Here is a 22,360-nt window from a genome sequence, read left to right as displayed (position 1 = left end):
CGCCAAGTCACCCGAACGGCCGGAATGGGGTGACTTAGTGACGACCGGACACGCCGCTACGCGGGCTGCGGGGCGGATGCCGCAGCGCGCACCAGCTTCGAGGCCGGAACCATCCGCCCCCGAGCCACCGCGAGCGTCGTCGCGGCGAGCGCGCCGAGCAGCCAGAGCACGAGCGCCACGACATCGCCGCCCGACACGGCGAGCCCCTGCACGACCGCGCCGACGAGGTGCTGCGCCGGCCCGATCGGGGTGAACGATGCGAGCGTCGACAGGAACTGCGGGGCGGTTCCCACGAGCCCGGTCGCAAGCCCGAGCAGGATCACGAGCATCGACACGAACCGCCCCGTTCCCCCGAGCACGGCGACGAGGGCCTGGTTCACCGCGGCGAACGCGACGCCGGTGAGCACGCCGATGCCGGCGAGGCCGAGCCAACCGGAAGCGTCGAGCTGCAGCAGCGGCTGCAGCGCCCCGGCGACCGCGACGCCCTGCACCGCCCCGATGATCGCGGGCAGCACCATTCCACGCAGCGCGACGTTCGGCGACGAGCGCGGCGAGCCGAGCGCCGTGAGCGTCACCGGGCGCAGCACCATGAAGCATGCGAGCGCGCCGAGCCACAGGGCAAGCACCCCGAAGATCGGGGCGGCGAGGGCGCCGAAGCCCAGGGTCGCGCCCGACTTCGTGACGACCGGGTCGGCGACCACGGTCGAAAGGGCTTTGCGCTCGGCATCCGAATAGCTCGGAATCGAACCGGCTGCGGTTTTGAGGCCGTCGGCCAGCGTGCCGGTTCCCTCGGCGTACTGGCCGATGCCGTCGGCGAGCTGCGCCGAGCCGGACGCGGCGGCCTGGCTGCCCGAGGCCAGCTGCTGCGCCGCGTCGGACGTCTGCGACAGCCCCGACGCCACCGAGTTCGCGCCGCCCGCGAGCTGCTGCGCACCGGCGGCGGTCTGCGACAGGCCGGATGCCAGCTGCGCGGCGCCCGCCCCCAGCTGATCCGCGCCGGAGCCGAGCTGGGTCACGCCGCCCTGCAGCTGCCCGAGCGCGGCCGCGAGCTGCGGCCCCGTCATAAGACCCGCCGCCGCGGCCTGCTGCAGCTGAGCGATCTGCGCGCTCAGCTGATCAAGACCCGTTGAGAGCTGCTGCGCACCCGTGATGAGCGGCTGGGTTCCACCCGCCAGCTGCTGCGCGCCGCCCGCAAGACCGCCGACACCGCTCGCGACGCTCGACGCCCCCGACGCGAGCGGCACGAGCCCGTTCGCCAGCTGCTGCTGCCCGGCCGCGAGCTGCGCCTGCCCCGCCGCGGCCTGCTGCGCGCCCGACGCCAGCTGCGGCCCCTGCGCCGCGAGCTGCTGCGCGCCCGACGACGCCTCGCCGAGCTTGGCGCCGAGCGTGTTGAAGCCGACGTACACGTTGTCGAGGTAGGCCGCCGTGAGCTGCGAGCCGAGCGTCGACGCGGCCGTCGTCGCAACGGTCTGGCTGATCGTCTCATCGAGCAGCTTCGACGCCTGCGAGGTCTGCACCTCAAGCGTCGCCTTGCGCGCTTTCGCCGCGTCGGCGGTCGACGTCGCGGCCGCCGAGAAGTCCTTCGGGATCGTGATGACGGCGGTGTAGCGGCCGGAGTCGAGTCCGCTCGCGGCATCCGCCTTGTCGGTGATGACCCAGGAGAAGTTCTTGCCGGCCGCGGCAGAACCGGGCTTCGCCGTGCCGACGAGGCCGGCGGCGAGCTCGCGCCCGAGCGGCACGGTCTGCCCGTTGAGTGTCACCGGCTGGTCGTTGTTCACGATCGCGGCCTGCACGCGGTCGAGCCGCTCCTGCGGGTTCCACAGCGCCCAGACGAGCACGCCCGCAATGACGAACGGCACGAGCACGATGCCCACGATCGAGACGATCGACAAGCGGCGACGCGACGCGACGCGTTCGGAGAACTGGGTGAGGAAGGTCACTTATTTCACCTCGGCGAGGTCGGAGTCGAATGCGACAGAACGGGCGGATGCCGGCAACAGGGCCTGCGCGCGCGACGGCTGCGTCGTGCCGATGAGCACGGTCACGGGCGCCCAGCCGTCACTGCCGTCACCGCCGCTCACCAGGTCGGCGATCGTCTGGCGCAGGGCGGCGATCGCGGCGGGGTCGGTGATGCGGTCGACGCCGTCGAGCGCGACGAGCTCGAGGCCGGGGCGCAGCACGTCGACCAGGGTGCCGGCCGAGGCATCCGTCTCGAGCTCGACATACGCCGATCGTCTGCGCACCGCACCGGCGCGCTCGGGCAGCACGTGACCGAGCACCTTGAGCGTGCCGGAGTCGGGGCGTGCCCGGCCGGAGACGGCGAGCATGATGGCGCGCACCGCGGTCGGATCAGGGGCGGTGATGACGGATGCCGCACCGCGCGGCACCCGCGCCGAGAAGTCCTCGAACACCGGTCCGCGGGGCGAGCCGAGCCCGACGCCGTCGGCGGCGAGCGCGAGGTCGGAGCCCGCTTCCGGCCAATCCGCGAGCGCGAGCTCGCGCTCGAGCCCCTCACCCTCGATGTCGAACTTCGGCAGCGCGCGGTCGAGCCACTTCGGCAGGCGCCAGGCCCACTCGCCGAGCAGCGCCAGCACCGCGGGCACGAGGGTCATGCGCACGAGGAACGCATCGACGAAGACACCGACCGCGAGGCCGAGGGCCATCGGCTTGATGGTCGAGTCGCCCTCGGGGAAGAACGACGCGAACACGCCGAACATGATGATCGCGGCAGCCGTGACGACCTTCGCCGAGCCGAGGAACCCGGTCTCGACGGCGCGTTTGGCGTTGCCTTTGTGGACCCACTCCTCGCGCATGCGGCTGACGAGGAACACCTCGTAGTCCATGGCGAGGCCGAAAAGCACGCCCATCAGGATGATCGGCAGGAAGGAGATGACCGGCCCGGTCTGCTCGACGCCGAGGGCCTTGTCGCCCCAGCCGAGCACGAACACGGCGGAGACCGCGCCGAGCGACGCGACCACGCTGAACAGGTAGCCGATCGTCGCCTTGACGGGCACCGCGATCGAGCGGAACACCATCGCGAGCAGGATCAGCGAGAGGCCGACGACCAGCGCGCCGAACGGCAGCAGAGCGCCCGCGAGGCGGTCGGAGACGTCGATGCCGAGCGCGGTGAAGCCGGTGACCGAGATCGTGACGCCGTACTTGTCCTGCAGGTGCGGGCGGAGGTCGCGGATGCTCTTGACCAGGTCTGCCGTGGCCTGGCTCGTCGGCGCGCTCTTCGGGATCACCTGGATGATGCCCGTGTCGGCGGTCTGGTTCGGGGTCGAGAGCGGCACCGCGGCGACATCGGGCAGCTTCTTGATCTCGGCGGCGAGGTCGCTCATCAGGCCGACGGGATCGGTGCTCGTGACGATCGTGCCCGTGACGATCAGGGGGCCGTTATAGCCGGGCCCGAAGTGGTCGCTGATCAGGTCGTACGCCTGGCGCGCCGGCGACGACGCCGGCAGCTGGCCTGCGTCCGTCAGGTCGAGGCGCAGCTTGCTGGCGGGGAACACGGCGAGCGAGAGGATGCCCGCAACGACGACGATCGTGACGACGGGCCACTTCGTGGCGGCCCGCACCCAGCCGAGGAAGAAGCGGTTGGGCTTGGGAGGTTCCGGCACGACGGCGTCGGACGCGTCGTCATCGGTGTGCGCGGGAGAAACGACCGGTTCGCGAGAGACGTCTCCCCCGCGGACACGTGGTTTCACCCGCGCACGCTTCTGGCGCGGGGCGCCGAGGCGCGGGCCGCAGAACGCCAAGAGCGCAGGCACCATCGTGAGCGACATCAGCACCGCGACCGCGATGCCGAGCGCGGCCGCCGAGCCCATCGTCGTGAGGAACGGGATGTTCGCGACCGCCAGGCCGAGCAGCGCGATGATGACCGTCACACCCGCGAACACGACGGCCGAGCCGGCTGTCGCGAGGGCGCGGGCGATCGACTCGTGGAACTCCATGCCGTGCCTGCGCTGGTCGAGATGTCGGCTGATGATGAACAGGGCGTAGTCGATGCCCACCGCGAGGCCGAGCATGAGCGCGAGCATCGGGGTCGTCGAGGTGATCGGGCCGAACAGTGTGAGCAGGTAGATCGCCGCCATCGAGACGCCGATGCCGAGCAGCGCCGACAGCAGCGGCAGCCCTGCGGCGAGGAACGAGCCGAACGTCACGACCAGCACGAGGATCGCGATGATGAGCCCGATGCCCTCGGTGGCCGAGATCGCGGGGAAGCTGGTCGAGAACAGCGAGCCGCCCATCACCGCCTGGCTGCCGACGGGCAGCGACTTCTCGAGCGCGTGCGCCGAGCTCTGCAGCGCGTCCTTCTGCGCATCGGTGACGTCGGTCTCGCCCTGCGACATCTGGATCGAGATGATGCCGGCTCGCCCGTCCTTCGAGACGAGGCCGCCGTCGGCGTCGAACGGCGAGGTCGCCGACGAGACGCCCGGAAGCTTGGTGAGGGCAGCGGCCTCGTCGTCGAGCGCGGTCTGGAACCCGGCATCCGTCACCTTGGACCCGTCGGGCGCGACCACAACGAGCTGCGCGGTGGCCCCCGAGACCTGTGGGAACGTACGCGACAGCTGGTCGAGCGCCTGCTGCGCCTCGGTGCCCGGGATCGAAACGGAGTTGTCGAAACCCTTGCTGAACAGTGCGGCGCCGCCGCCGACGAGCGCCAGCAGGACGACCCAGCCGACCAGCACGACCCAGCGGAACCGGGTGATCCAGCGCCCCAACGCGTAGAGAACGGATGCCATCCGCCAGCCTTCCTGCCCCTGCTCGATACACATCTGTATCGAAGTCCCTGGAGCAAGGGTAGCGGTTCGATACACTGGTGTATCGGAGAGTTCGCTGAGAGGATGGTGCGGTCATGAGCACGGCCGAACAACCCCCTGGCGCAGCGTTGCGCAGCCGCGAGCACACCCGCGAGAAGCTGATCGACGCCGCCTTCGAGGTGTTCGCGGAGGTCGGGCTCAATGCGGCATCGGTCGAGCAGATCACCGAGCGCGCCGGCTTCACCCGGGGAGCGTTCTACTCCAACTTCGACAGCAAGGTCGAGCTGTTCTTCGCGATCGCCGACGACAAGTACACGCGGGCCTCCGAGGGTTTGCAGTCCGGGGTCGACGCGATCCTGGCCGAGGCGCTTCCGGCCGGGCATCCGATCACCGCCGACGCGCTCGAGACGATCGTGACGCGTGTGCTCGGACTCACCGTCGTCGACTCGAAGCTGGCGCTGTTCGAGTCGGAGTTCGAAGCGCTCGCGCTGCGCGATCGCGACATCGCGACGCGCTACGCAGGGCATCTGCGCGAGGTCGTGGCCGGGCTCGCCGGCCTGCTCGAAGGGGCACTCGCGCGCATCGGCGTGCGCTTTCTGCTGCCCGCCGAGCAGGCCACGCGCCTGCTCATCACGGCCTACACGGCGGCGATGAAGACGCACCTGCTGAGCGGCGGCGGGGACCAGCCGAGTGTCGCCGACCTCGCCGACGTGGCGGCTCTCGCACTCGTGCTCACGGAGCGGATGCCCGAGCGCTGAGCGCGCCGGCTGGAGCCGCGGGCCGCCGTCCCGTCGCTGCCCGGCGCCCCACGGAAGGGATTCGGGGACGAGCCGCCGGACTGCTCGGGCGCAGATGGGCCGATCGGGCGCGACGTTCGGACGACGCGGCGCGCCGGACCGACCCGATTGCGCCCGATCGGCCCGGAAGTCCGACTAGGCCGCGTCGGCGCCGCGCTCGGCCTGCGCCAGTGCCGCCTCGAGCTCGGCCGCGGTCAGACGCGGGCCGTAGGCCGGGGTGTCGCGCTCGGCGCGCCAGCTCTCGGCCACCGAGCCGATGTCGACCGCGTCGAAGCCGAGCTCGTCATAGAAGCGGCGCGCGAACTCGAGCGCGTCGGCGTGGTCGCTCGCGATCGCCAGCGCGCGGCGCCCGGGGTCACCGGCCGGCAGCCCCTGCACCGGGATGTGCCGCCAGTTGATGTGGTTGAACGCCTTCACGACACGCGACTCGGGCAGGTGCTCCTGCAGCAGACCGGTCGTGGTTGCGCGCTCTTCGTCCAGCGCGACGATCTGCCCATCACGCGCGGGGTAGTAGTTGTTCGTCTCGAGCACGATCTTGCCCGCGAGCGGCGCGGGGTCGAGCTGCCAGATGTTCTTCAGCGGGATGGACACGAAGGCGATATCGGCGGCGGCGGATGCCTCAGCCGCCCACGCCGCGCGGGCATTGGGCCCGATCTCCGCGACCAGGTCGGCGAGCGTCTCAGGCGCGCGCGAGTTGCTGACGACGACGTTGTAACCGAGCTGGGCCGCGAGGCGGGCGACGGTGCCGCCGATCTGGCCGGCACCTACGAATCCGAGAGTTGTCATGCTCGCGGAAACCGACGAAGCGGTGCGCGGATTCCCCGTGATAGCTGTTTGTCAGCGTGTTACGCAATGCGACCGGCGCGCTTGGCCGGCCTCCTGCTCGCGACGTACCGTCGTCACACCGAACCCCCGGAAGCAGGTGAACCCATGTCCCGCACGATCTCGTCGACAGTCCTCCCGATCCAGCGGGCCATGGCAGGGGCCACGCCCCGCGCCTGGCGCGACGGCCTCGTGATCGAGGCGTCCGGCAGCGGGCTCGGCGTCGCGTTCCTCGACGGCACGACCGTGCGGTTCGACGTCTTCGACGCCGTCGAACTCACCGTGGGTGAGCCCGTGGCCTATCACCCCGTCGCCGAGATCCTCGACGCGGGGAAGCTGGCGACGACGGCGCGCGCCGTCTAGCTCAGTCGGCCATCGAGGCCATCATGGCCTCGCACTTCATGACCATGTCCTCGCAGGCCATGGCGCAGTAGCGGCAGTGGTCGGCCATGTCGGCGTGCATGCGGCACTCGGCGGCGCAGGCCTTCCCCATCGTCACGCAGGCCATGAGCATCGCCTTCATGACGTCCATGTCCATGCCGGCGGGGCGCATCATCATGCGCATCGTGGCATCGGCCATGTCGGCCATGTTCGAGCACATGGCGGTGCACTTGGCCATGTCCATCTCGGTCATGTCGGCGCCGGCGCACATCGTCGCCGCCATCGAACAGGCGTTGAGCGACTGAATGCAGTCCTGCATCAAGCCCATGTCCATAGGCATGCCGCCCATGGGCATGGACTTCATCATCTCCATCGTGTCCACGTTGGTCTCCGTCTCATCGGCCCCGTGCGCAGCCAAGGCATCCGCTTATGTGACGAAATGTTACGGGTCGCCGGACCCGGAGTCACTAGGACAGGGCGATGGATTCCCGCGCGGGGGTGCGTGCGACAGCGACGACCGGCTCGGGCCAGTCAGGGTCGGGGACCGAGACGCGCAGTTCCGGCAGCACGTCGGAGGCGAACAGCTCGAGACTCTCGCGCAGGGATTCCTGCCCCAGCTCGCCCCCGTGGCCGCTGATGTGGATGACGGTGTTGCCGAACGCCTGCTGGTAACGGTGGATCTTGTCGAGCACCTCCTGCGGGCTGCCGACGAGCGCCGAGCTCTGGGCGAGGTAGTCGTCGTAGTCCTCGTAGAGCGTGAAGGTTCCCGGCAGCTGGTGACTGCCGTTCTCGCGCAGCGACGCGGCCAGCTTCTCGTACGAGGGGCGGAACGCCTCGCGCGCGTCCTGCGAGTTCGGCCGCACGACGAGCGCGATGTGGCCCGCGCCGACGAGCGCGTCCTGCGGGTCCCGGCCGAACTCGGCCCACTTCGCGCGGTAGTGGTCGATCAGGCGACCGTAGTGCTCGAGCGGGTTGAAGCCGTTCGCCGAGAAGATCGGGTCGCCGTGCTCGGCGGCGAGCTCGACCGAGCGCTCGGCCGAGGCCGAGCCGTGCCAGATGCGGATCTTCCGCTGCAGCGGCCTCGGCCAGATCTCCGCGTCGCGCAGGGGCGCGGTCCTGATGCTGGGCACGCCGGCCGGGGCATCCCATGTCACCTTCTGCTCGCTCCAGATCTTGCGCAGCAGCAGGTAGTTCTCACGGATGGTGTCCCACGCGTCGAGCCGGCCGATGCCGAACAGCTCAGCCTGCTCGGGCCCGTTGCCCTTGCCGATGATCAGCTCGAGGCGGCCGCCCGACAGGTTGTCGACGGTCGCGTAGTCCTCGGCGACGCGCACCGGGTCGAGCACCGAGAGCAGCGTGACGCCGGTGAAGAGACGGATGCGCCGGGTGAGCGCCGCGAGGTGCGAGAGCACCACCGGCGGGGCGCTCGACAGGAACGGCGGGTGATGCCGCTCGCCGACCGCGAAGCCGTCGAAGCCGAGCTCTTCGAAGAGGATCGCGTTCTCGACGGTCTGGGTGAGGCGCTCTGCGGGCGTCGGGACGCGGCCGGAGGCATCGGGCGTGTTCGGGATGATGTCGAGGCCGATGACCTTCACTGCGTCTCCTTGCTGGGGCGGGGTGGGAATTGGCGGGTGCGAAAAGCACGCTCACGGCGCGTTGAACGTACATTTCGCACCCCGGCACGTCTTCTGCGGGGCGCTCAGGCGAAGTCGCGGCCCGGGATCGCCTCGAGCAGCCGTTGCGTGTACTCCACGGCGGGCGATTCGAGGATGCCGGTTGCCGACCCTGTCTCGACGAGGCGGCCGCCCTGCATCACGCCGACGCGGTCGGCGATCTGCCGCACCACGGCGAGGTCGTGCGTGATGAAAAGGTAGGCGAGACCGAGCTCGGCCTGCAGATCGGTGAGCAGCTGCAGGATCTGCGCCTGCACCGACACGTCGAGGGCAGAGACCGCCTCGTCGAGGACGACGAGATCGGGCTCGAGGGCGAGCGCGCGGGCGATGGCGACGCGCTGCCGTTGGCCGCCGGAGAGCTCGGCCGGGCGGCGGGTCGCGAACGACGCCGGCAGCGCGACGAGGTCGATGAGCTCGGCCACCCGCTTCGCTCGCGCTTCGCGCACCGTGCCGAACGCGCGCAACGGCTCGTCGACGGCGTCCGCGACCGTGAAGCGCGGGTCGAGCGAGGCGTACGGATTCTGGTACACGAGCTGCAGCCGACGGCGCAGCTGCCGCAGCGCTTCGCCGCGGGCGTGCGTGTAGTCGTGTCCGTCGAGGGCGACGGCGCCTGCGGTGGCCGTCTCGAGGCGCGCGACGAGGCGCGCGGTCGTGCTCTTGCCGGAGCCGGACTCGCCCACGAGCGCGAAGGTCTCGCCGCGGGCGATGTCGAACGACACCTCGTTGACGGCGCGCAGTCTGTCGCGGCCGGAGCCGAAGTCCTTCGTGAGGTTCGCGGCGGCCAACAGCGTGGTGGCCGGGCGGACCGGCGCAGCATCCGCCTGCGCTCGCTCGCGCACCTGCGCAGAGGGCTGAAGCCGACCACCCGACAGCGCGGGCGCCGCGGCGACCAGGGCACGGGTGTACGGATGCCGGGGCGCGCCCAGCACCTGGGCCGCCGAGCCCGACTCGACGATCTCGCCGCCCTGCATCACGAGGATGCGGTCGGCGCGGTCGGCCGCGACAGCCAGATCGTGCGTGATGAGGAGCACCGCGGTGCCGCGCTCGCGGACGAGGCTCGACAGGTGGTCGAGGATCTGCTTCTGCACCGTCACGTCGAGGGCGCTGGTGGGCTCGTCGGCGATGATCAGCTCGGGATCGGGGGCGAGCGCGGAGGCGATGAGCGCGCGCTGCTTCATGCCGCCGGAAAGCTGGTGCGGGAACTGCTTCGCGCGCAGCGCAGGCTGCGAGAGCCCGGCGAGCTCGAGGAGCTCGACGGCCCGTATCGCGGCAGCGCGACGGCCTGCGAGCTTGTGCACGCGCAGCGCCTCGGCGACCTGCTCGCCGACCTTCTTGACGGGGTCGAGCGAGACCACCGGATCCTGCGGGATCAGGCCGATGCGCGCGCCGCGCACCTCGCGCCACTGCCCGCGGGAGAGCTTCGTCAGCTCGGTGCCGTCGAAGGCGAGCTCGTCGGCGGTGACCCGGGCGGTCGGGTCGAGCAGATGAATGACGGCTTGCGCGGTCGTCGTCTTGCCACTGCCGGACTCGCCGACGATGGCGACGATCTCACCGCGGCCGACCTCGAAGTCGACGCCGCGCACGGCCTCGACGCTGCGGTCTCCGGCCTCATACGCGACGCGGAGGTTCTTGACGGAAAGCAGCGCCGCCTCAGCATCCGTCATCGCCCTGCTCCGTTCTTCTCGAATGCGCGGCTGATGCGGTTGGCAGAGAGCACCACCAGAACTATGACTAGGCCTGGGAACGTCGTGAGCCACCACGAGGTGGCGAGGTAGTTACGGCCCTCCGAGATGAGCGCGCCCCATTCCGGCGCGGGCGGCGGGGCGCCGAAGCCGAGGAAGCTGAGCGACGAGATCGCAAGCACGGCGGTGCCGAACTCGAGCGCAGAGAGGGACAGCACGGGCCCGAGCGAGTTCGGCAGCACGTGCCTGCGCAGCACCGTGTACCAGCGCACACCCGAGGCGCGGGCCGCCTCGACGTAGAGCGCGGTCGAGATCGTGATGACCTCGGAGCGCATGACACGGGCGAAGCTCGCCGCGCTCGCGAAGCCCACCGCCACGGCCACGTTCACGATGCCGAAGCCGAGCGCCGTGATGATCGCGAGCGAGAGCAGCACGGTGGGGATGGCGAGCACGACGTCCATCACCCGCATGATGACGTCGTCGACCCAGCCGCGCAGGAAGCCGGCGAGCAGGCCGAGCACCGAGCCGACGACGAGGGCCAGGACGACCGCGAGAAAGGTGGCGGCGAGCGACTGCGCCGAGCCGTAGACCACGCGGGCCCACAGGTCGCGGCCGAGATTGTCGGTGCCGAAGATGTGCGTCGCGGTCGGCGCCTGCAGGCGGTCGACCACGTTGCCGACGAGCGGATCGTGGTGCGTGAACAGGCCAGGCGCGAACGCCCAAAGGATGACCAGGGCGATCACGAGCACCGAGATGACGAGACCGGGTCTCTTCAGAGCGGCGAGCAAGAAACGCGCGCGCGAACGCTCAGCGGCGACAGCCCGGTGGGCTGTCGCGCGTTCGGCGCCGAGCGAGCTGTGCTCGCGAGGGGTAGCTCCATCGGCGAGATTTTCGTTGAGCAGGATTTCCGTCACAGTGACCCCCTAGGCGATCGCGGCGGCGCGACCCAGGACGATGCGCCGGTCGATGAGCGGGTAGATGAGGTCGACGGCGAGGCTCGAGACGACGAATACCAGCGCGGCGAACACGACGACGACCTGCACGACGGGCAGGTCGCGGTCGCCGACGGCCTGCACGACGAGTCGGCCGACGCCCGTGCGCGAGAAGACGGTCTCGGTGACGACGGTGCCCGCGAGCAGGTTGCCGATCAGCACGCCGACCATCGTCAGCGTGGGAAGCACCGCGTTGCGCAGCGCGTGGGCGAAGTGGACGCGCGCCTCGCCGGCGCCCTTGGCGCGCACCTGATCGATGTACGGCCGCCCCAGCGTGAGCCGCAGGCTTCGCGAGAGCAGCTGTGCGATATAGGCGCCGGTCGGCACCGCGAGGGTGACGGCCGGGAGCACCAGGCTGCGGAATCCCTCGTCCCCCAATGACGGGAACCAGCGCAGGTGGAACGAGAACCACTGCAGCAGCAGCAGGCCGATCCAGAAGACGGGCACCGCGGCGCCGAGCGGCGGCAGGGCGCCGAGCGCCTGCCGCAGCCACGACGCGCGCGGGAAGGTGCTCGCGACGGCGAGCAGGAAGCCCACCACCACCGCGAGCACCAGTGCCGCGGCCGCGAGGCCGAGCGTGTTCGGCAGCACCTGCGTGACCTCGTGCAGCGCCGGCTGGCCGGTCTGCGGGTTCGCGCCGAAGTCGCCGCGCAGCGCCTTGCCGAGCGCGTGCAGATATTGCAGCCAGAGCGGCTGGTCGAGACCGTATTCGTGCCGCAGCTGCTCGACGAGCTTCGGGTCGACCGTGCTGGCGTCACCGCCCCCGGCGGCCGCGACCGTGGCCGCGTCGCCGGGGAGGGTGAACAGGATCAGGAACGACAGCGTGTACGCGGCCCAGAGCACGAACACGCCCTGCAGCAGCCGTCTGGCGAGGTAACGGAGCATCTCTGATCCCCTGTTGGTTGCTTACTTGCTGAGCCAGGCGTCGTAGAAGTCGAGGCGGCTGGATGCCTCGAACTTCAGGTCGTGCACCTTGCTCGACGCCGCGATCGTGGTCGACAGCTGGTAGACGGGGATCGACCAGCCCTCCTTGATGAGCGTCTGCGTCGCCTGGTCGACGAGCTTCTGGCGCGTCTTCTGGTCGGTCGTCGCCGCCTGCTGGTCGAGCAGGTCGTCGACCGGCTCGACGGCCCGGTGGTTGTTGTTCTGCGTGGCCCGGGCGGAGAAAACGGTGCGCACCACGTCGGGGTCGGCACGGGTCAGGTTGCCCCACGACAGCGCCTGCGTTCCGTTGTTGGTCGCGGTCGCGTCGGCGATCGTCGTCTGCTTGAGCTGCAGGTCGATGCCGATCGCCTTGAGCTCCTGCTGCACGAGCTGCAGCTCGTCGTTCGAGGGCTGCCAGTAGACCAGCTTGAACGACAGCTGCTGGCCGTCCTTCTCGCGGATGCCGTCGCTGCCGACCTTCCACCCGTCGTCGTCGAGCAGCTTCTTGGCGCCCGCCACGTCCTGCGTGAGCAGGCTCGACTCGTCGGTCCAGTAGGGGGTGGAGGACGACAGCACGCTGGTCGCCGGCTTGTCCCACTTGGTCAGCAGCTTCGCCTCGGCATCCCGGTCGATCGCCTTCGAGATCGCCTGGCGCACATTCTGGTCGGCCAGGATCGGGTTCTTGGCGTTGGCGTACAGGTTGTAGACGACACCCGGGTTGGTGCGGTTCAGCACCCAGAATCCGTTGCCGTCGAACTGGGGCAGATCGGTGACCTGCACATCGGCGGATGCGTCGATCTGGCCGCTCGAGAGCGAGCCGGTCAGCGTCGAGGCCTCTGGCACCACCTTGAAGGTCACCGAGTCGAGATAGGCCGCGCCGGTGTGCGCGTTCGTGCTCGAGCCCCAGCTGTAGCCGTCGCGCTTCGCGAGCACGGCCTGGCTCTGCGGGGTGAAGCTCTTCACCGTGAACGGGCCGGAGCCGGCGAACTTGCCCGCGCAGCGGTCGGCGACCGAGAGCTTCGTGCTCGCGTCGGAGACGAGGCCGAGGCTGAACGTCGACGTCGCCTGCAGGAACTGGGCGCTCGGGCCGTCGAAGTCGATCTGGACCGTCTGCGGGTCGATGACGTTGACGTCCTTGAGGCCGCTCAGGTAGGTCGAGCCGAGCGTCGCCTTGGCGCCGAGTGCCTGGATGCCCTCGAAGTTCTCCTTGACGGATTCCGCGTCGATCGGCGTTCCGTCGGAGTAGCTCGCACCCTTGCGCAGCGTGAAGGTGAAGCTCGACGCGTCGTCGTTCACCTTCCACGACGAGGCGAGCCACGGCTTGATCTCGCCGGTCTTCGGGTCCTGCGTGGTCAGCGACGCGACGGTCTGGCGCGCGATGGCGATGTCGTCGTTGTTGCCGATCTGCTGGGGGTCGATGCAGCCGAGCTCGCTCGAGATCGCGAAGGTCAGGTTGCCGCCGGCGACGGGCTTGTCGGCCGCGGGCGAGGAATCGCCTGCCGCGGAGCCCGAGCCCGAGCCGCCCGAGCAGCCGGCGAGCGCGAACGCGAGCGCGGCGGCCCCGGCGACGAGCACGGCGATGCGCGCACTGGTGCGTGAAGTCACTGTGGTTCTCCTGGTCGTGGGGGTCAAAAGGGGGTGTGCTTCGACGCTAGGCAACGGGCGGGTGCGCCTGCCCGAGTGTGAACAAGTGGGTCCGTGCGTTACGAAGATGACGTAACGAGGGCGGGGTGCTGCGCGACCGGCGGCCGGACGCCCAGCAGCTCGCGCAGAGTGCCGCCTTCCGGGTACTCGGTGCGGAACACGCCGCGCTCCTGCAGCTCGGGTATGACCGTGTCGGTGAACTCGTCGAGGCCGGTCGGGCTGAGGTGTCCGACGATGACGAAGCCGTCTGAGGCGTCGCCCTGCACGTAGCGGTTGATCTCCTCAGCGACGTGCTGCGGTGTGCCGACGAATGAGTGCCTGCCGGAGACCCTGATCACGAGCTCGCGGATGCTGAGGTTCTCGGCCTCGGCCAGCTCGCGCCACTTCTGCGCGGTGGCCGCGACGTCGCGGTCGTGCCGCACGCGGCCGCGGGTGACGGATGCCGCGGCGAGCTCCGGCTCCACGTCAGGCAGCGGCCCGTCGGGGTCGTAGGCGGAGAGGTCGCGGCCCCACACCTGCTCGAGGAACGCGATCGCCGTCTGCGGGCTGACCTGCTGCAGCGTGATGTGGCGGCTGCGCTCAGCCGCTTCCTCGGCGGTGTCGCCGAGCACGAAGGTGACGGCAGGCAGGATCTTGAGGTCGTCCCGGTTCCGGCCATTCGCCTCGACGCGGCTCTTGACGTCCTCGTAGAACGCCCGGCCGTCCTCGAACTCGGAGTGCCGCGAGAAGATCACCTCGGCGTCGCGGGCGGCGAAGTCCCGGCCGTCCGACGAGTCACCCGCCTGCACGATCACCGGGTGGCCCTGCGGGCTGCGCGGCAGCGTGCCGTAGCCGGTCACGTCGAACTGCGGGCCGTGGTGGTCGACGAGACCCAGAGCATCGTCGGCGAGGAACCGACCGGCGGCCTTGTCGGCGACGACCGCGCCGTCTGCCCAGGAATCCCACAGCTCGCGTGCGGTGGCGATGAACTCGCCCGAACGCACATAGCGGTCCGCGTACTCGAGGAACCCGCCGCGGCGGAAGTTGGCGCCCGTGAACGCGTCCGAGCTCGTCACCACGTTCCAGCCTGCCCGGCCACCCGAGAGCAGGTCGAGGGTCTGCAACTGGCGGGCCAGCTCGTACGGCTCGTTGAAGGTCGAGCTGAGGGTGCCGACGAGGCCGATGTGCTGCGTGATCGCGGCGAGCGCCGCAAGGATCGCGAGCGTGTTCGGGCGGCCGACGACGTCGAGGTCGTGGATGTGCCCGCGGTGCTCGCGCAGCCGCAGCCCCTCGGCGAGGAAGAGGTAGTCGAACTTCCCGCGCTCGGCCGTCGCCGCGAAGTGCTCAAACGAGTCGAAGTCGATCTGGCTGCCCGAGGCGGGGTCGCTCCACACGGTGGTCGAGTTCACGCCGGGGAAGTGCGCCGCGAGGTGCACCTGCTTGATCGGCTTGCCGGTGATGGGGTCGGTGGCGGTCATCAGGCGACTTCCTCGATCTCGTAGCGGTTGACGGCAGCGGGCAGACCCAGGCGGGCGCGCAGGGTCGCGGCCGGGTCGTCGGCGCGCGGGCTGCGAACGCCCGCGGCGTCGAGCAGCGGCACGACGCCCTGCGCGATGCGATCCAGGTCCAGCGGCAGGCGGGCGGGACGCAGGCGGATGCCCTCGGCCCCGGCAGCGTGCCAGGCGAGCAGCCGCTCGGCGACGCCCTCGGCCGTGTCTGAGACGATCAGCGCGTCGCTGGCGAACGGGTCGCCCGCGAGACCGTCGAGGTGCGCGAGGGCGGTCTGCGCGGCATCCGTCGTCTCTTCGATCAGCACCACGAGATCCGCCCACACGCGCAGGGGCTCGCCCACGCGCTCGACCCGCGTCTCGGCGTCGCGGACCTCGGCGGTGATCGACGCGAGCTGCGCGTCGTCGTGCGGGGTGATGAACACGACGTCGCCCTGGCGGGCGGCGAGCTCGTAGGGGATGCGCTGGTGCGCGAGCAGCGCGACGACCGGCTGGCCCTGCGGCGGGCGGGGCACGATCGACGGCCCCTTGACGCTGAAGTGCGCGCCCTCGAAGTCGATGTAGTGCAGGCGGTCGCGGTCGATGAACCGGCCGGTCGCCCGGTCGCGGATGATGGCGTCGTCCTGCCAGGAGTCCCACAGCCGGCGCGCCACCTCGATGGCGTCGGCTGCCTCGCCGAACCACTCGCTGATCAGGGCCTGCGCCTCGGGGCCCGCGTAATTCGCGACGTCGAACTCCGGGAAGGTGCGGCGGCCGACGTGCGCGGCCTCATGCGGCTTCGCCGACGCGACCGGCCGCACGCCGGCGCGGCCGCGGCTCGCATAGTCGAGCGTCGCGATCGCGGTCGAGACGTGGAAGGGCTCGGTGTGCGTCGTGTTGACCGTGGGGATCAGGCCGATGCGCTTCGTCACGGGCGCGAGCCAGTTGGCGAGCAGCACCGCGTCGAGTCGGCCACGCACCTGGTCGGTGTCGGCAGGATCGACCGCGCCGAACGGGCTGCGGGTCTGCAGGCCGAATGCGTCCTCGATGGTGAGCAGCTCGAACCCGGCGTCGTCGGCCGTGCGGGCGAGGTCCGCCCAGTAGCGGCCGGTGAACAGCTCGGCAGGACGGGCGGATTCTGCGCGCCACGCCGCCGGATGCCAGCCCGCGTCGTTGAGGGCGACGCCGAGGTCGAGGCGCGCGGCCGCGCCGTGAGATGAGGGGGTCATAGTCGCGACGCTATGCCGACCGTGCCGCCCGGGCCAGCGGCCCCGGAACGCAGCGTCGCAGAACTACACACGGCGTAACACTGGGGCGCGTCGGGAGTCGACGGCGCGGTGGGCGGTCTACGGCGACAAGTGCCGCGATGTCGTCACACCCCGAGCCGGACGACATCGCGGCACTTCTCGAGGCGGCGCTCGGCCAGTGCCGCCCGCACGGACTCGGCAAGCGCGACGAGCAGCAGGCCGGCGGTGACGGCGACCGCGCCCCGCAGGGTCGCGGGGCCGACGGCGTCGACGCCGTGGGCGAAGGCGATGCCGGTCACGAGCGCGATGCAGAACGTCGCCGCGAGCCGCTGCGTCAGCTGCAGGAACGACGCACCCAGCCCGTAGTCGGAAGGTGGGACGAACGACAGCGTGCGCGCACGGATCAGCGGCTCGAACACGCCGGACCCGAAGCCCATCACGAGCTGCACCCCGACCAGCACGGCCAGCACCCACGCAGCGGGCGGCGAGCCGACGACCGGGACGAGCACCGCTGCCGCGACGGCCTCGATCGCGAGCGCGCCTGGCAGCGCCCATGCGGCGAACAGGTCGTGCATGCGCCCGCTGAGGCCCGAACCCAGGATGCGGGCGAGCGAGCCGGGGATCATCAGGGCGGCGACCGCCAGCCCCGGCATCCGATAGCCCTGCAGAAGGAAAACGGTGATGACGGAGCCCTGCGCGCCCGCGGCGCCGAACCACAGCAGCGCGACCACGTTGCCCGAGACGAATCCGCCGGAGCGCACCAGCACGGGCGCGAACAGCGGCGTGCCTCCACGTCGGCCGAGCCGCCGTTCCCACAGGAACGTGACGGCGACCAGGACCGCGACGGCGACGATGACGGCGGCGGATGCCGGGCGCGGCAGTCGCGAGACCACGGGAACCGTCGCGAGCAGCACGACGCAGGCCGTCAGTGCGATGCCGAGCGCATCGAGGCCGGCCCGCCTGCCGACGGGTTTGAACCTCGGCACGAACAGCGCGGCGAGCACTCCCGTGGCCGCGACGAACGGCATGCTGACCGTCAGCACGGCGCGCCAGGCGACGCCCTCGCTCGCGACCGAGAGCACTCCCCCGGCGACGAGCGGGCCGACGATGGCCGAGGCCGACGCCGCGATGCTGTATGCCGACAGCGCGGCGACGCGGGCGCGGCCGATGAACAGGTCCTGGATGATGCCAAGCACCTGCGCGCTGATCAGCCCCGCGCCGAAGCCCTGCACGACGCGCCCCGCGATCGCCCAGCCGATCACGGGCGCCGTCACGGACAGGGTCGACCCCGCGAGGAACAGCCCGAGGCCGAGCAGGAACAGGCCGCGCCGACCGTGCGCGTCGCCGAGCCGTCCGCCCGGCACGAGTCCGACGCCGAAGGTCAGCGAATAGACCGACAGGAACCACTGCACCTGGCTCGTGCTCGCATGGAGGGATGCGGCCAGCGACGGCAGCGCATAATTGACGACACCCTGGTCGGTTAGCGTCGCGAAGCCCGCGAGAACGCACGCGAGCAGCGCGAGCTTCTGGCGCGGGTGGCCGAGCCGAGTGCGGTGGGGACGGATGCCGGGGCCGAGGTCGCCGGCCCGGCGCTCACGCCTCGACCGGGCGGGCGAACGTGTAAACCGTGTGCGCGTGCTCGCCCTCGCCGATGACGACGTCGCGCTCAGGAATCCGCTCGAAATCCAGGCTGCGGTAGAGCGCGTGCGCGCCCGTCATGTTCTGGCCGCTGTTGAGCGAGACCGCGCGCAGCCCGCGCTCGCGCGCCAGGTCGAGCGCGAGCGTCGTGAGCCGTGCGCCGATGCCGCGCCTGCGTGCGGCCGGCGCGACGGCGAGCAGGCGGAAGTACAGCTCGTCGGCGAGCGCGCGCCCACGCGCTTCAAGGCCGCGCAGGATGGACGTGGTGCCGAGCAGCACGCCGGTCGCCGGGTCTTCGGCGACCCAGATGTCATAGTCGTCCGTGCGCAGCTCGGGGTGCTGCAGGGTGTGGGCGTAGTCCTCGCCGATCTCGTAGTCGCTCGCGTAGGCCGCGTAGCTGAGCTCGCCGATCGCCGGGTACTCGTCGGGGCGGGCGATGCGCACGGTGATGTCGGATGCCTGCAGCGGCGGTTCGATCGCGGCGATGGCGCTCTCGGTCACGGCTCCTCCTGAGTCTCGGCTGTGCTCCGACGCTACGGACGGGCGCGGCGGTTGCGGCAGGGCCCCGTAACCGACGGTCATGCGGCGTCACGTACCGTCGCGATACGAGGTCAGGCCTCGCGCAGGATCCGCTCGGTGACCCTCGCGCTGAAGAAGAGCGATTCGAGCGGAATCCGCTCGTCGGCCGCGTGCAGCAGGCCGTACGCGTCGAAGTCGGGTGGGGTGCGCAGCGGCACGAAGCCGTAACCGGCGATGCCGAGGCTCGCGAGGTGCTTGTTGTCGGTGCTCGCCGGCAGCAGATAGGGCACGACGACACCGTCCGGGTCCTCGGCGGCGATCGCGGCCTGCAGAATGTCGAGCAGCGGGCTGTCGGTCGGCGACTCGAGGGGCGGCACCCAGCTGCCGAGGGTCAGCTCGACGTCGGGGCCGGCGAGTTCCTGCACCACGGCCTTGAGCTCGGCGTCAGGCCCCGGCAGGCTGCGGGTGTCGAGTTCGGCGGATGCCTCGCCCGGGATCACATTCGACTTGTAGCCTCCGGCGACGACCGTCGGCGTGACGGTGTGCCGCAGCCCGAACTGCACGATGGGGCCGGCGACGCCGAGCTCGTCGAGGTGCTCTTCGAGGTTGTCGGGCGTCAGCTCGACTCCGATGAGGCGCGACGCCGCGGCCAGGAATCCGTCGAGCGCCGGCGTATGCGTCGCAGGGAAGCGGTGCTCGCCGAGGCGCGCGAGGGCGGCGGCGATGCGTGTCACGGCGTTGTCTGCGCTGGGCCGGGAAGCGTGCCCCGCGTCGCCGCGCGCTCTGAGCCGCACCCACCCGACGCCCTTCTCGGCCGTTGCCACGAGGTAGGCACGTTTGTCGCCGAGCGTCACCGAGAAGCCGCCGACCTCGCCGAGTGCCTCGGTCGCCCCGGCCAGCCACTCGGGGTGCTCGCGGCGCACCCAGCGCACGCCGTGCACCCCGCCCGATTCCTCGTCGGAGAAGAACGCGAGGATCAGCTCGCGCCGTGGCACGACGCCCTCGCGCGCGAAGTGGCGGGCGATTGCGACCAGCACCGCTGCGTAGTTCTTGAGGTCGAGGGCGCCGCGGCCCCAGAGGAATCCGTCGGCGATCGCGCCGCCGAAGGGCGGGTGCGTCCAGTCCTCGCCCTGCGCGGCGACGACGTCGACGTGGGCGTGCGCGAGCAGCGCGCCGCGGGCGGGGTCGCTGCCGGGGATGCGCAGCACGAGGTTCGCGCGACCCGGCACGGATTCCCCGACGAGCGGCTCGTACCCGGCATCCGCCAGCCGCTCGCGGATGTACTCGATGGTTCGCGCCTCGCCGTCGCCCGCCGGCAGCGCGACACCGGGGTTGACGCTCTCGATGCGGATGAGCTCCTGCGCGAACTGCAGCGCCTCGCGCTCGAGCAGGCTCGGCTCGGTCATGCTCGCTGCTCGGCGAGAAGGCCGCCGAGGTAGCGCGCGATCGCCCGCGGGCCGGATGCCGGCGCGACCGCCTCGACCGCCGCGTTGTAGTTCGTGTTCGTGTTCACGTCGTAGGTCACGATGCGCCCGTCGGCCGCCTCGATGAACTCGATGCCGGCGATCTCGATGCCGTTCTCGCGCGTGAACGCCAGGTACTGCTCGATGATCGGATGCCGGAACCCGTCGCGCAGCGAGAACAGCTGGTCACCCGGCTGAGGTGCGATGGTGGCCCCGGGCGGGGTGACGAGCTTCCCGGTCGCGGGGTCGATCGCGCAGGCATCCGCCGGGCAGAGCTGGAACCCGCCGCGCGCGGTGTCCGCGCGGATCGCGTACACGAACTCGCCGCCCACGATCTCGACGCGCGTGATGAACGGCTCGGCGGGCTGCACGTACTCCTGCACGAGGGTGATTCCGTCTTGCGGCTCATCGACATCGCCCGCGGCGAGCGCGGCCTCGAGCTCGTCCGCCGAGTCGAACCGCGCCACCGACAGCCCCTTGCCGCCCTGGTTGTGCTTGACGACGAACGGCGCAGCGAGCTCGCGCTGGAACGAGCGGGCGACGTCGAGCAGGTGCGCTGTCCCGATCGCGGCGACCGTGCGCGGCACGTCGATGCCCGCGCGCGTGAGGGCCGCGAGCTGCGCGACCTTGCTCACCTCGAGCTCGAGCACCGCGCGGCCGTTGACGGTGCGGCTGCCGCTCGCCTCGAGCCAAGAGAGCACCGACCGGGCATATTCCTTCGAAAGAATATGACCCCGCGTGTGACTCGACGCGCTGATGCGCGACCAGAACACCCCATCGGGCGGCACCGCGAGCGGGTCGAAGTCGCCGTCGACGAGCAGCCACTCGACGAGCGGCACACCCTCGGCTTCGAACGCGTCGCGGAAGACGCCGAACCACTCGGGGTTCTCGTGGATCGCGTAGACAGCGGGGCCATCGGCAACGGGCAGGGAACTCATGCGAAGTACTCCTCTACATCCAGCACGCCGCCGGCCGCCTCGAAGTCGGCGCGCGCGGCCTCGCGCAATGAAGCGTCGGCGAGGAAGTCGAGCGCCGTCAGGGCGAGACCGAACGCGGCATCCGTCGCTGCCTCATCGCCGGCCGCCGACCGCGCCCACTCGGCGAACTCGGCCGTGTGCAGCGCGATCTCGGGCGGACTGACCTTGATCACCGGGTGGATGCCCGGCACGCGCACGCTGACGTTTCCGAAGTCCGTCGACGCCGCGAGCTCGACCGGCACCACCGCGCTGGTCAGCGCCTTGCGGCCCCGCGCCGCCTGGTGCACGGCCCACCGCTCCGACAGCGGCCGGTTGAACCGCGTCGGCAGGGTGCCGGGCTGCGGGTCCCAGTGCAGGGTGACGCCGGTGCCGGTCGCGAGCGCTGCGCCGTGAGCGATGTCGTCGAGGCGGCGGCTGAGCTCCTTCAGCGTGTCGGCGCGGTGCGAGCGCAGATAGAACTCGAGCACCGCGCGCCGCGGGATGACGCTCGGCCGCTCGCCGCCCTCCTTCACGATGCCGTGCACGCGGTCGCTCGGCGGCAGGTGCTGCCGCAGCAGGCCGACGGCCTGGTATGCGAGCGTCGCCGCGTCGAGCGCGTTGCGCCCGAGGAACGGAGATGCCGAGGCGTGGGCGGGCACGCCCTCGAACTCCATACGCAGAATCCGCCGCCCGATGAACGGCTGGTCGATGGCGTCGTAGCCGAAGCCGTGCGCCATGATCGCGGCGTCGACGCCGTCGAACGCGCCCTGGCGGGCCATCAGCTCCTTGCCGCTGTTGCCCTCCTCGGCCGGCGTGCCGAGCAGCACCACCCGCCCGGGCAGCCGGTCGCCGAGCCGCGCGAGCGCGGCGAAGGCGCCGACCGCCGACGCCGCGATGAGGTTGTGGCCGCAGCCGTGCCCGATGCCGGGCAGCGCGTCGTACTCCGCGAGGATCGCGACGGTCGCGGTTCCGGCTCTGGGCGCGGGGCCGGCGGATGCTTCGACCGCCGTCTCAAGCCCGTAGACCCCGCGCCGCACGGGCGCTCCGGCCAGCCGCGCGACAGCCTCTGCCACGGCGGCGGCGCTGCGCACCTCCTGAAACGCCTCCTCCGGCGTCTCGAAGACGCGGTGCGAGAGCGCGACGATCTCGGGCGCGAGCTCGTCGACCGTCGCGCCGACCTCGGCCGCGAGCTCTGCCGGGGCGCCCTCGTACGGCGAGGTGACGTACTCCGCGGCATCCGCCAGCCTCTCGGTGCGCGCCTGCAGGGCGTCGGCATACGAGCGATCGGGGGTCTCGGGTCGTGAGAGGTCGCGCGTCATGCCTGCCACGCTATGGGCCGTCGCTGACGGCGGCCGGCGATGTTGCCGCATGTGACCGGACGGTCAGCCGCACG

At 71.1% G+C, this 22,360-nt stretch carries 18 protein-coding genes; 2 read left to right on the top strand and 16 right to left on the bottom strand.

The features are described 5' to 3' along the window. Positions 1 to 56 precede the first annotated feature (56 nt). Complete coding sequence (locus tag D7I44_RS10800; RefSeq protein WP_120789506.1) at positions 57 to 1,940, bottom strand: YhgE/Pip domain-containing protein; 1,884 nt, start codon at positions 1,938 to 1,940, stop codon at positions 57 to 59. Beyond that, the gene (locus tag D7I44_RS10795) at positions 1,941 to 4,745 is read right to left on the bottom strand and encodes an MMPL family transporter (protein WP_120789505.1); all 2,805 of its coding nucleotides are present in this window, start codon (positions 4,743 to 4,745) and stop codon (positions 1,941 to 1,943) included. A 113-nt stretch (positions 4,746 to 4,858) separates the two neighbouring features. Between D7I44_RS10795 and D7I44_RS10790 the strand changes: the two genes are divergently transcribed. Continuing rightward, positions 4,859 to 5,521 carry a TetR/AcrR family transcriptional regulator gene (locus D7I44_RS10790; protein WP_120789504.1) on the top strand — a complete coding sequence of 221 codons (663 nt, stop codon included), beginning with the start codon at positions 4,859 to 4,861 and terminating at the stop codon, positions 5,519 to 5,521. Between the two features lie 174 nt (positions 5,522 to 5,695). Here D7I44_RS10790 and D7I44_RS10785 read toward each other — a convergent pair whose 3' ends face one another. Continuing rightward, positions 5,696 to 6,346: an NADPH-dependent F420 reductase gene (locus tag D7I44_RS10785; protein WP_120789503.1), complete on the bottom strand. Its 651-nt coding sequence runs from the start codon at positions 6,344 to 6,346 to the stop codon at positions 5,696 to 5,698. Positions 6,347 to 6,490: 144 nt separating this feature from the next. On the opposite strand from D7I44_RS10785, the gene D7I44_RS10780 reads away from it, so the two are divergent. Beyond that, positions 6,491 to 6,745, top strand: a complete 255-nt coding sequence (locus D7I44_RS10780; protein ID WP_120789502.1) for a nuclease — start codon at positions 6,491 to 6,493, stop codon at positions 6,743 to 6,745. 1 nt (position 6,746) lies between these two features. On the opposite strand, the gene D7I44_RS10775 is transcribed toward D7I44_RS10780, so the two are convergent. From D7I44_RS10775 to D7I44_RS10715, 13 genes are all read right to left on the bottom strand, one after another. Next, the gene (locus tag D7I44_RS10775; protein WP_245980253.1) at positions 6,747 to 7,136 is read right to left on the bottom strand and encodes a four-helix bundle copper-binding protein; all 390 of its coding nucleotides are present in this window, start codon (positions 7,134 to 7,136) and stop codon (positions 6,747 to 6,749) included. A 94-nt stretch (positions 7,137 to 7,230) separates the two neighbouring features. Then, positions 7,231 to 8,358: an LLM class flavin-dependent oxidoreductase gene (locus tag D7I44_RS10770; RefSeq protein WP_120789501.1), complete on the bottom strand. Its 1,128-nt coding sequence runs from the start codon at positions 8,356 to 8,358 to the stop codon at positions 7,231 to 7,233. Between the two features lie 104 nt (positions 8,359 to 8,462). Beyond that, positions 8,463 to 10,100 carry a dipeptide ABC transporter ATP-binding protein gene (locus D7I44_RS10765; protein WP_120789500.1) on the bottom strand — a complete coding sequence of 546 codons (1,638 nt, stop codon included), beginning with the start codon at positions 10,098 to 10,100 and terminating at the stop codon, positions 8,463 to 8,465. After that, on the bottom strand, positions 10,097 to 11,023 hold the full coding sequence (locus D7I44_RS10760; RefSeq protein ID WP_425459333.1) for an ABC transporter permease: 927 nt from the start codon (positions 11,021 to 11,023) through the stop codon (positions 10,097 to 10,099). The genes D7I44_RS10765 and D7I44_RS10760 overlap by 4 nt, the downstream gene beginning before the upstream one ends. Before the next feature lie 18 nt (positions 11,024 to 11,041). After that, entirely contained in the window at positions 11,042 to 11,995 is a 954-nt protein-coding gene (locus tag D7I44_RS10755) for an ABC transporter permease (protein ID WP_120789499.1), read from the bottom strand. 21 nt (positions 11,996 to 12,016) lie between these two features. Next, positions 12,017 to 13,639, bottom strand: coding sequence for an ABC transporter substrate-binding protein (locus tag D7I44_RS10750; protein ID WP_120789498.1), 1,623 nt, complete (start codon positions 13,637 to 13,639; stop codon positions 12,017 to 12,019). A 98-nt stretch (positions 13,640 to 13,737) separates the two neighbouring features. Continuing rightward, positions 13,738 to 15,135, bottom strand: a complete 1,398-nt coding sequence (locus D7I44_RS10745; RefSeq protein WP_120789497.1) for an NtaA/DmoA family FMN-dependent monooxygenase — start codon at positions 15,133 to 15,135, stop codon at positions 13,738 to 13,740. Continuing rightward, entirely contained in the window at positions 15,135 to 16,373 is a 1,239-nt protein-coding gene (locus D7I44_RS10740; protein ID WP_120789496.1) for an LLM class flavin-dependent oxidoreductase, read from the bottom strand. Before D7I44_RS10740 ends, D7I44_RS10745 begins: the two co-directional genes overlap by 1 nt. A gap of 143 nt (positions 16,374 to 16,516) precedes the next feature. Next, positions 16,517 to 17,836, bottom strand: coding sequence for an MFS transporter (locus D7I44_RS10735; protein ID WP_245980248.1), 1,320 nt, complete (start codon positions 17,834 to 17,836; stop codon positions 16,517 to 16,519). A 148-nt stretch (positions 17,837 to 17,984) separates the two neighbouring features. Then, positions 17,985 to 18,530 (bottom strand): GNAT family N-acetyltransferase, encoded by a 546-nt coding sequence (locus D7I44_RS10730; RefSeq protein WP_245979535.1) that lies wholly within the window; start codon positions 18,528 to 18,530, stop codon positions 17,985 to 17,987. A gap of 110 nt (positions 18,531 to 18,640) precedes the next feature. After that, the gene (locus D7I44_RS10725; RefSeq protein ID WP_120789493.1) at positions 18,641 to 19,954 is read right to left on the bottom strand and encodes a M20/M25/M40 family metallo-hydrolase; all 1,314 of its coding nucleotides are present in this window, start codon (positions 19,952 to 19,954) and stop codon (positions 18,641 to 18,643) included. Further along, positions 19,951 to 20,949, bottom strand: coding sequence for an ATP-grasp domain-containing protein (locus tag D7I44_RS10720; RefSeq protein WP_120789492.1), 999 nt, complete (start codon positions 20,947 to 20,949; stop codon positions 19,951 to 19,953). Before D7I44_RS10720 ends, D7I44_RS10725 begins: the two co-directional genes overlap by 4 nt. After that, positions 20,946 to 22,286 (bottom strand): amidohydrolase, encoded by a 1,341-nt coding sequence (locus D7I44_RS10715; protein ID WP_120789491.1) that lies wholly within the window; start codon positions 22,284 to 22,286, stop codon positions 20,946 to 20,948. The genes D7I44_RS10720 and D7I44_RS10715 overlap by 4 nt, the downstream gene beginning before the upstream one ends. Between the last annotated feature and the right edge of the window lie 74 nt (positions 22,287 to 22,360).

The organism is Gryllotalpicola protaetiae (assembly GCF_003627055.1).
GTDB classification, from domain to species: domain Bacteria; phylum Actinomycetota; class Actinomycetes; order Actinomycetales; family Microbacteriaceae; genus Gryllotalpicola; species Gryllotalpicola protaetiae.
The sequence above is the reverse complement of the archived record's forward strand: the minus strand, read 5'-3'. Positions and strand labels throughout refer to the sequence as shown.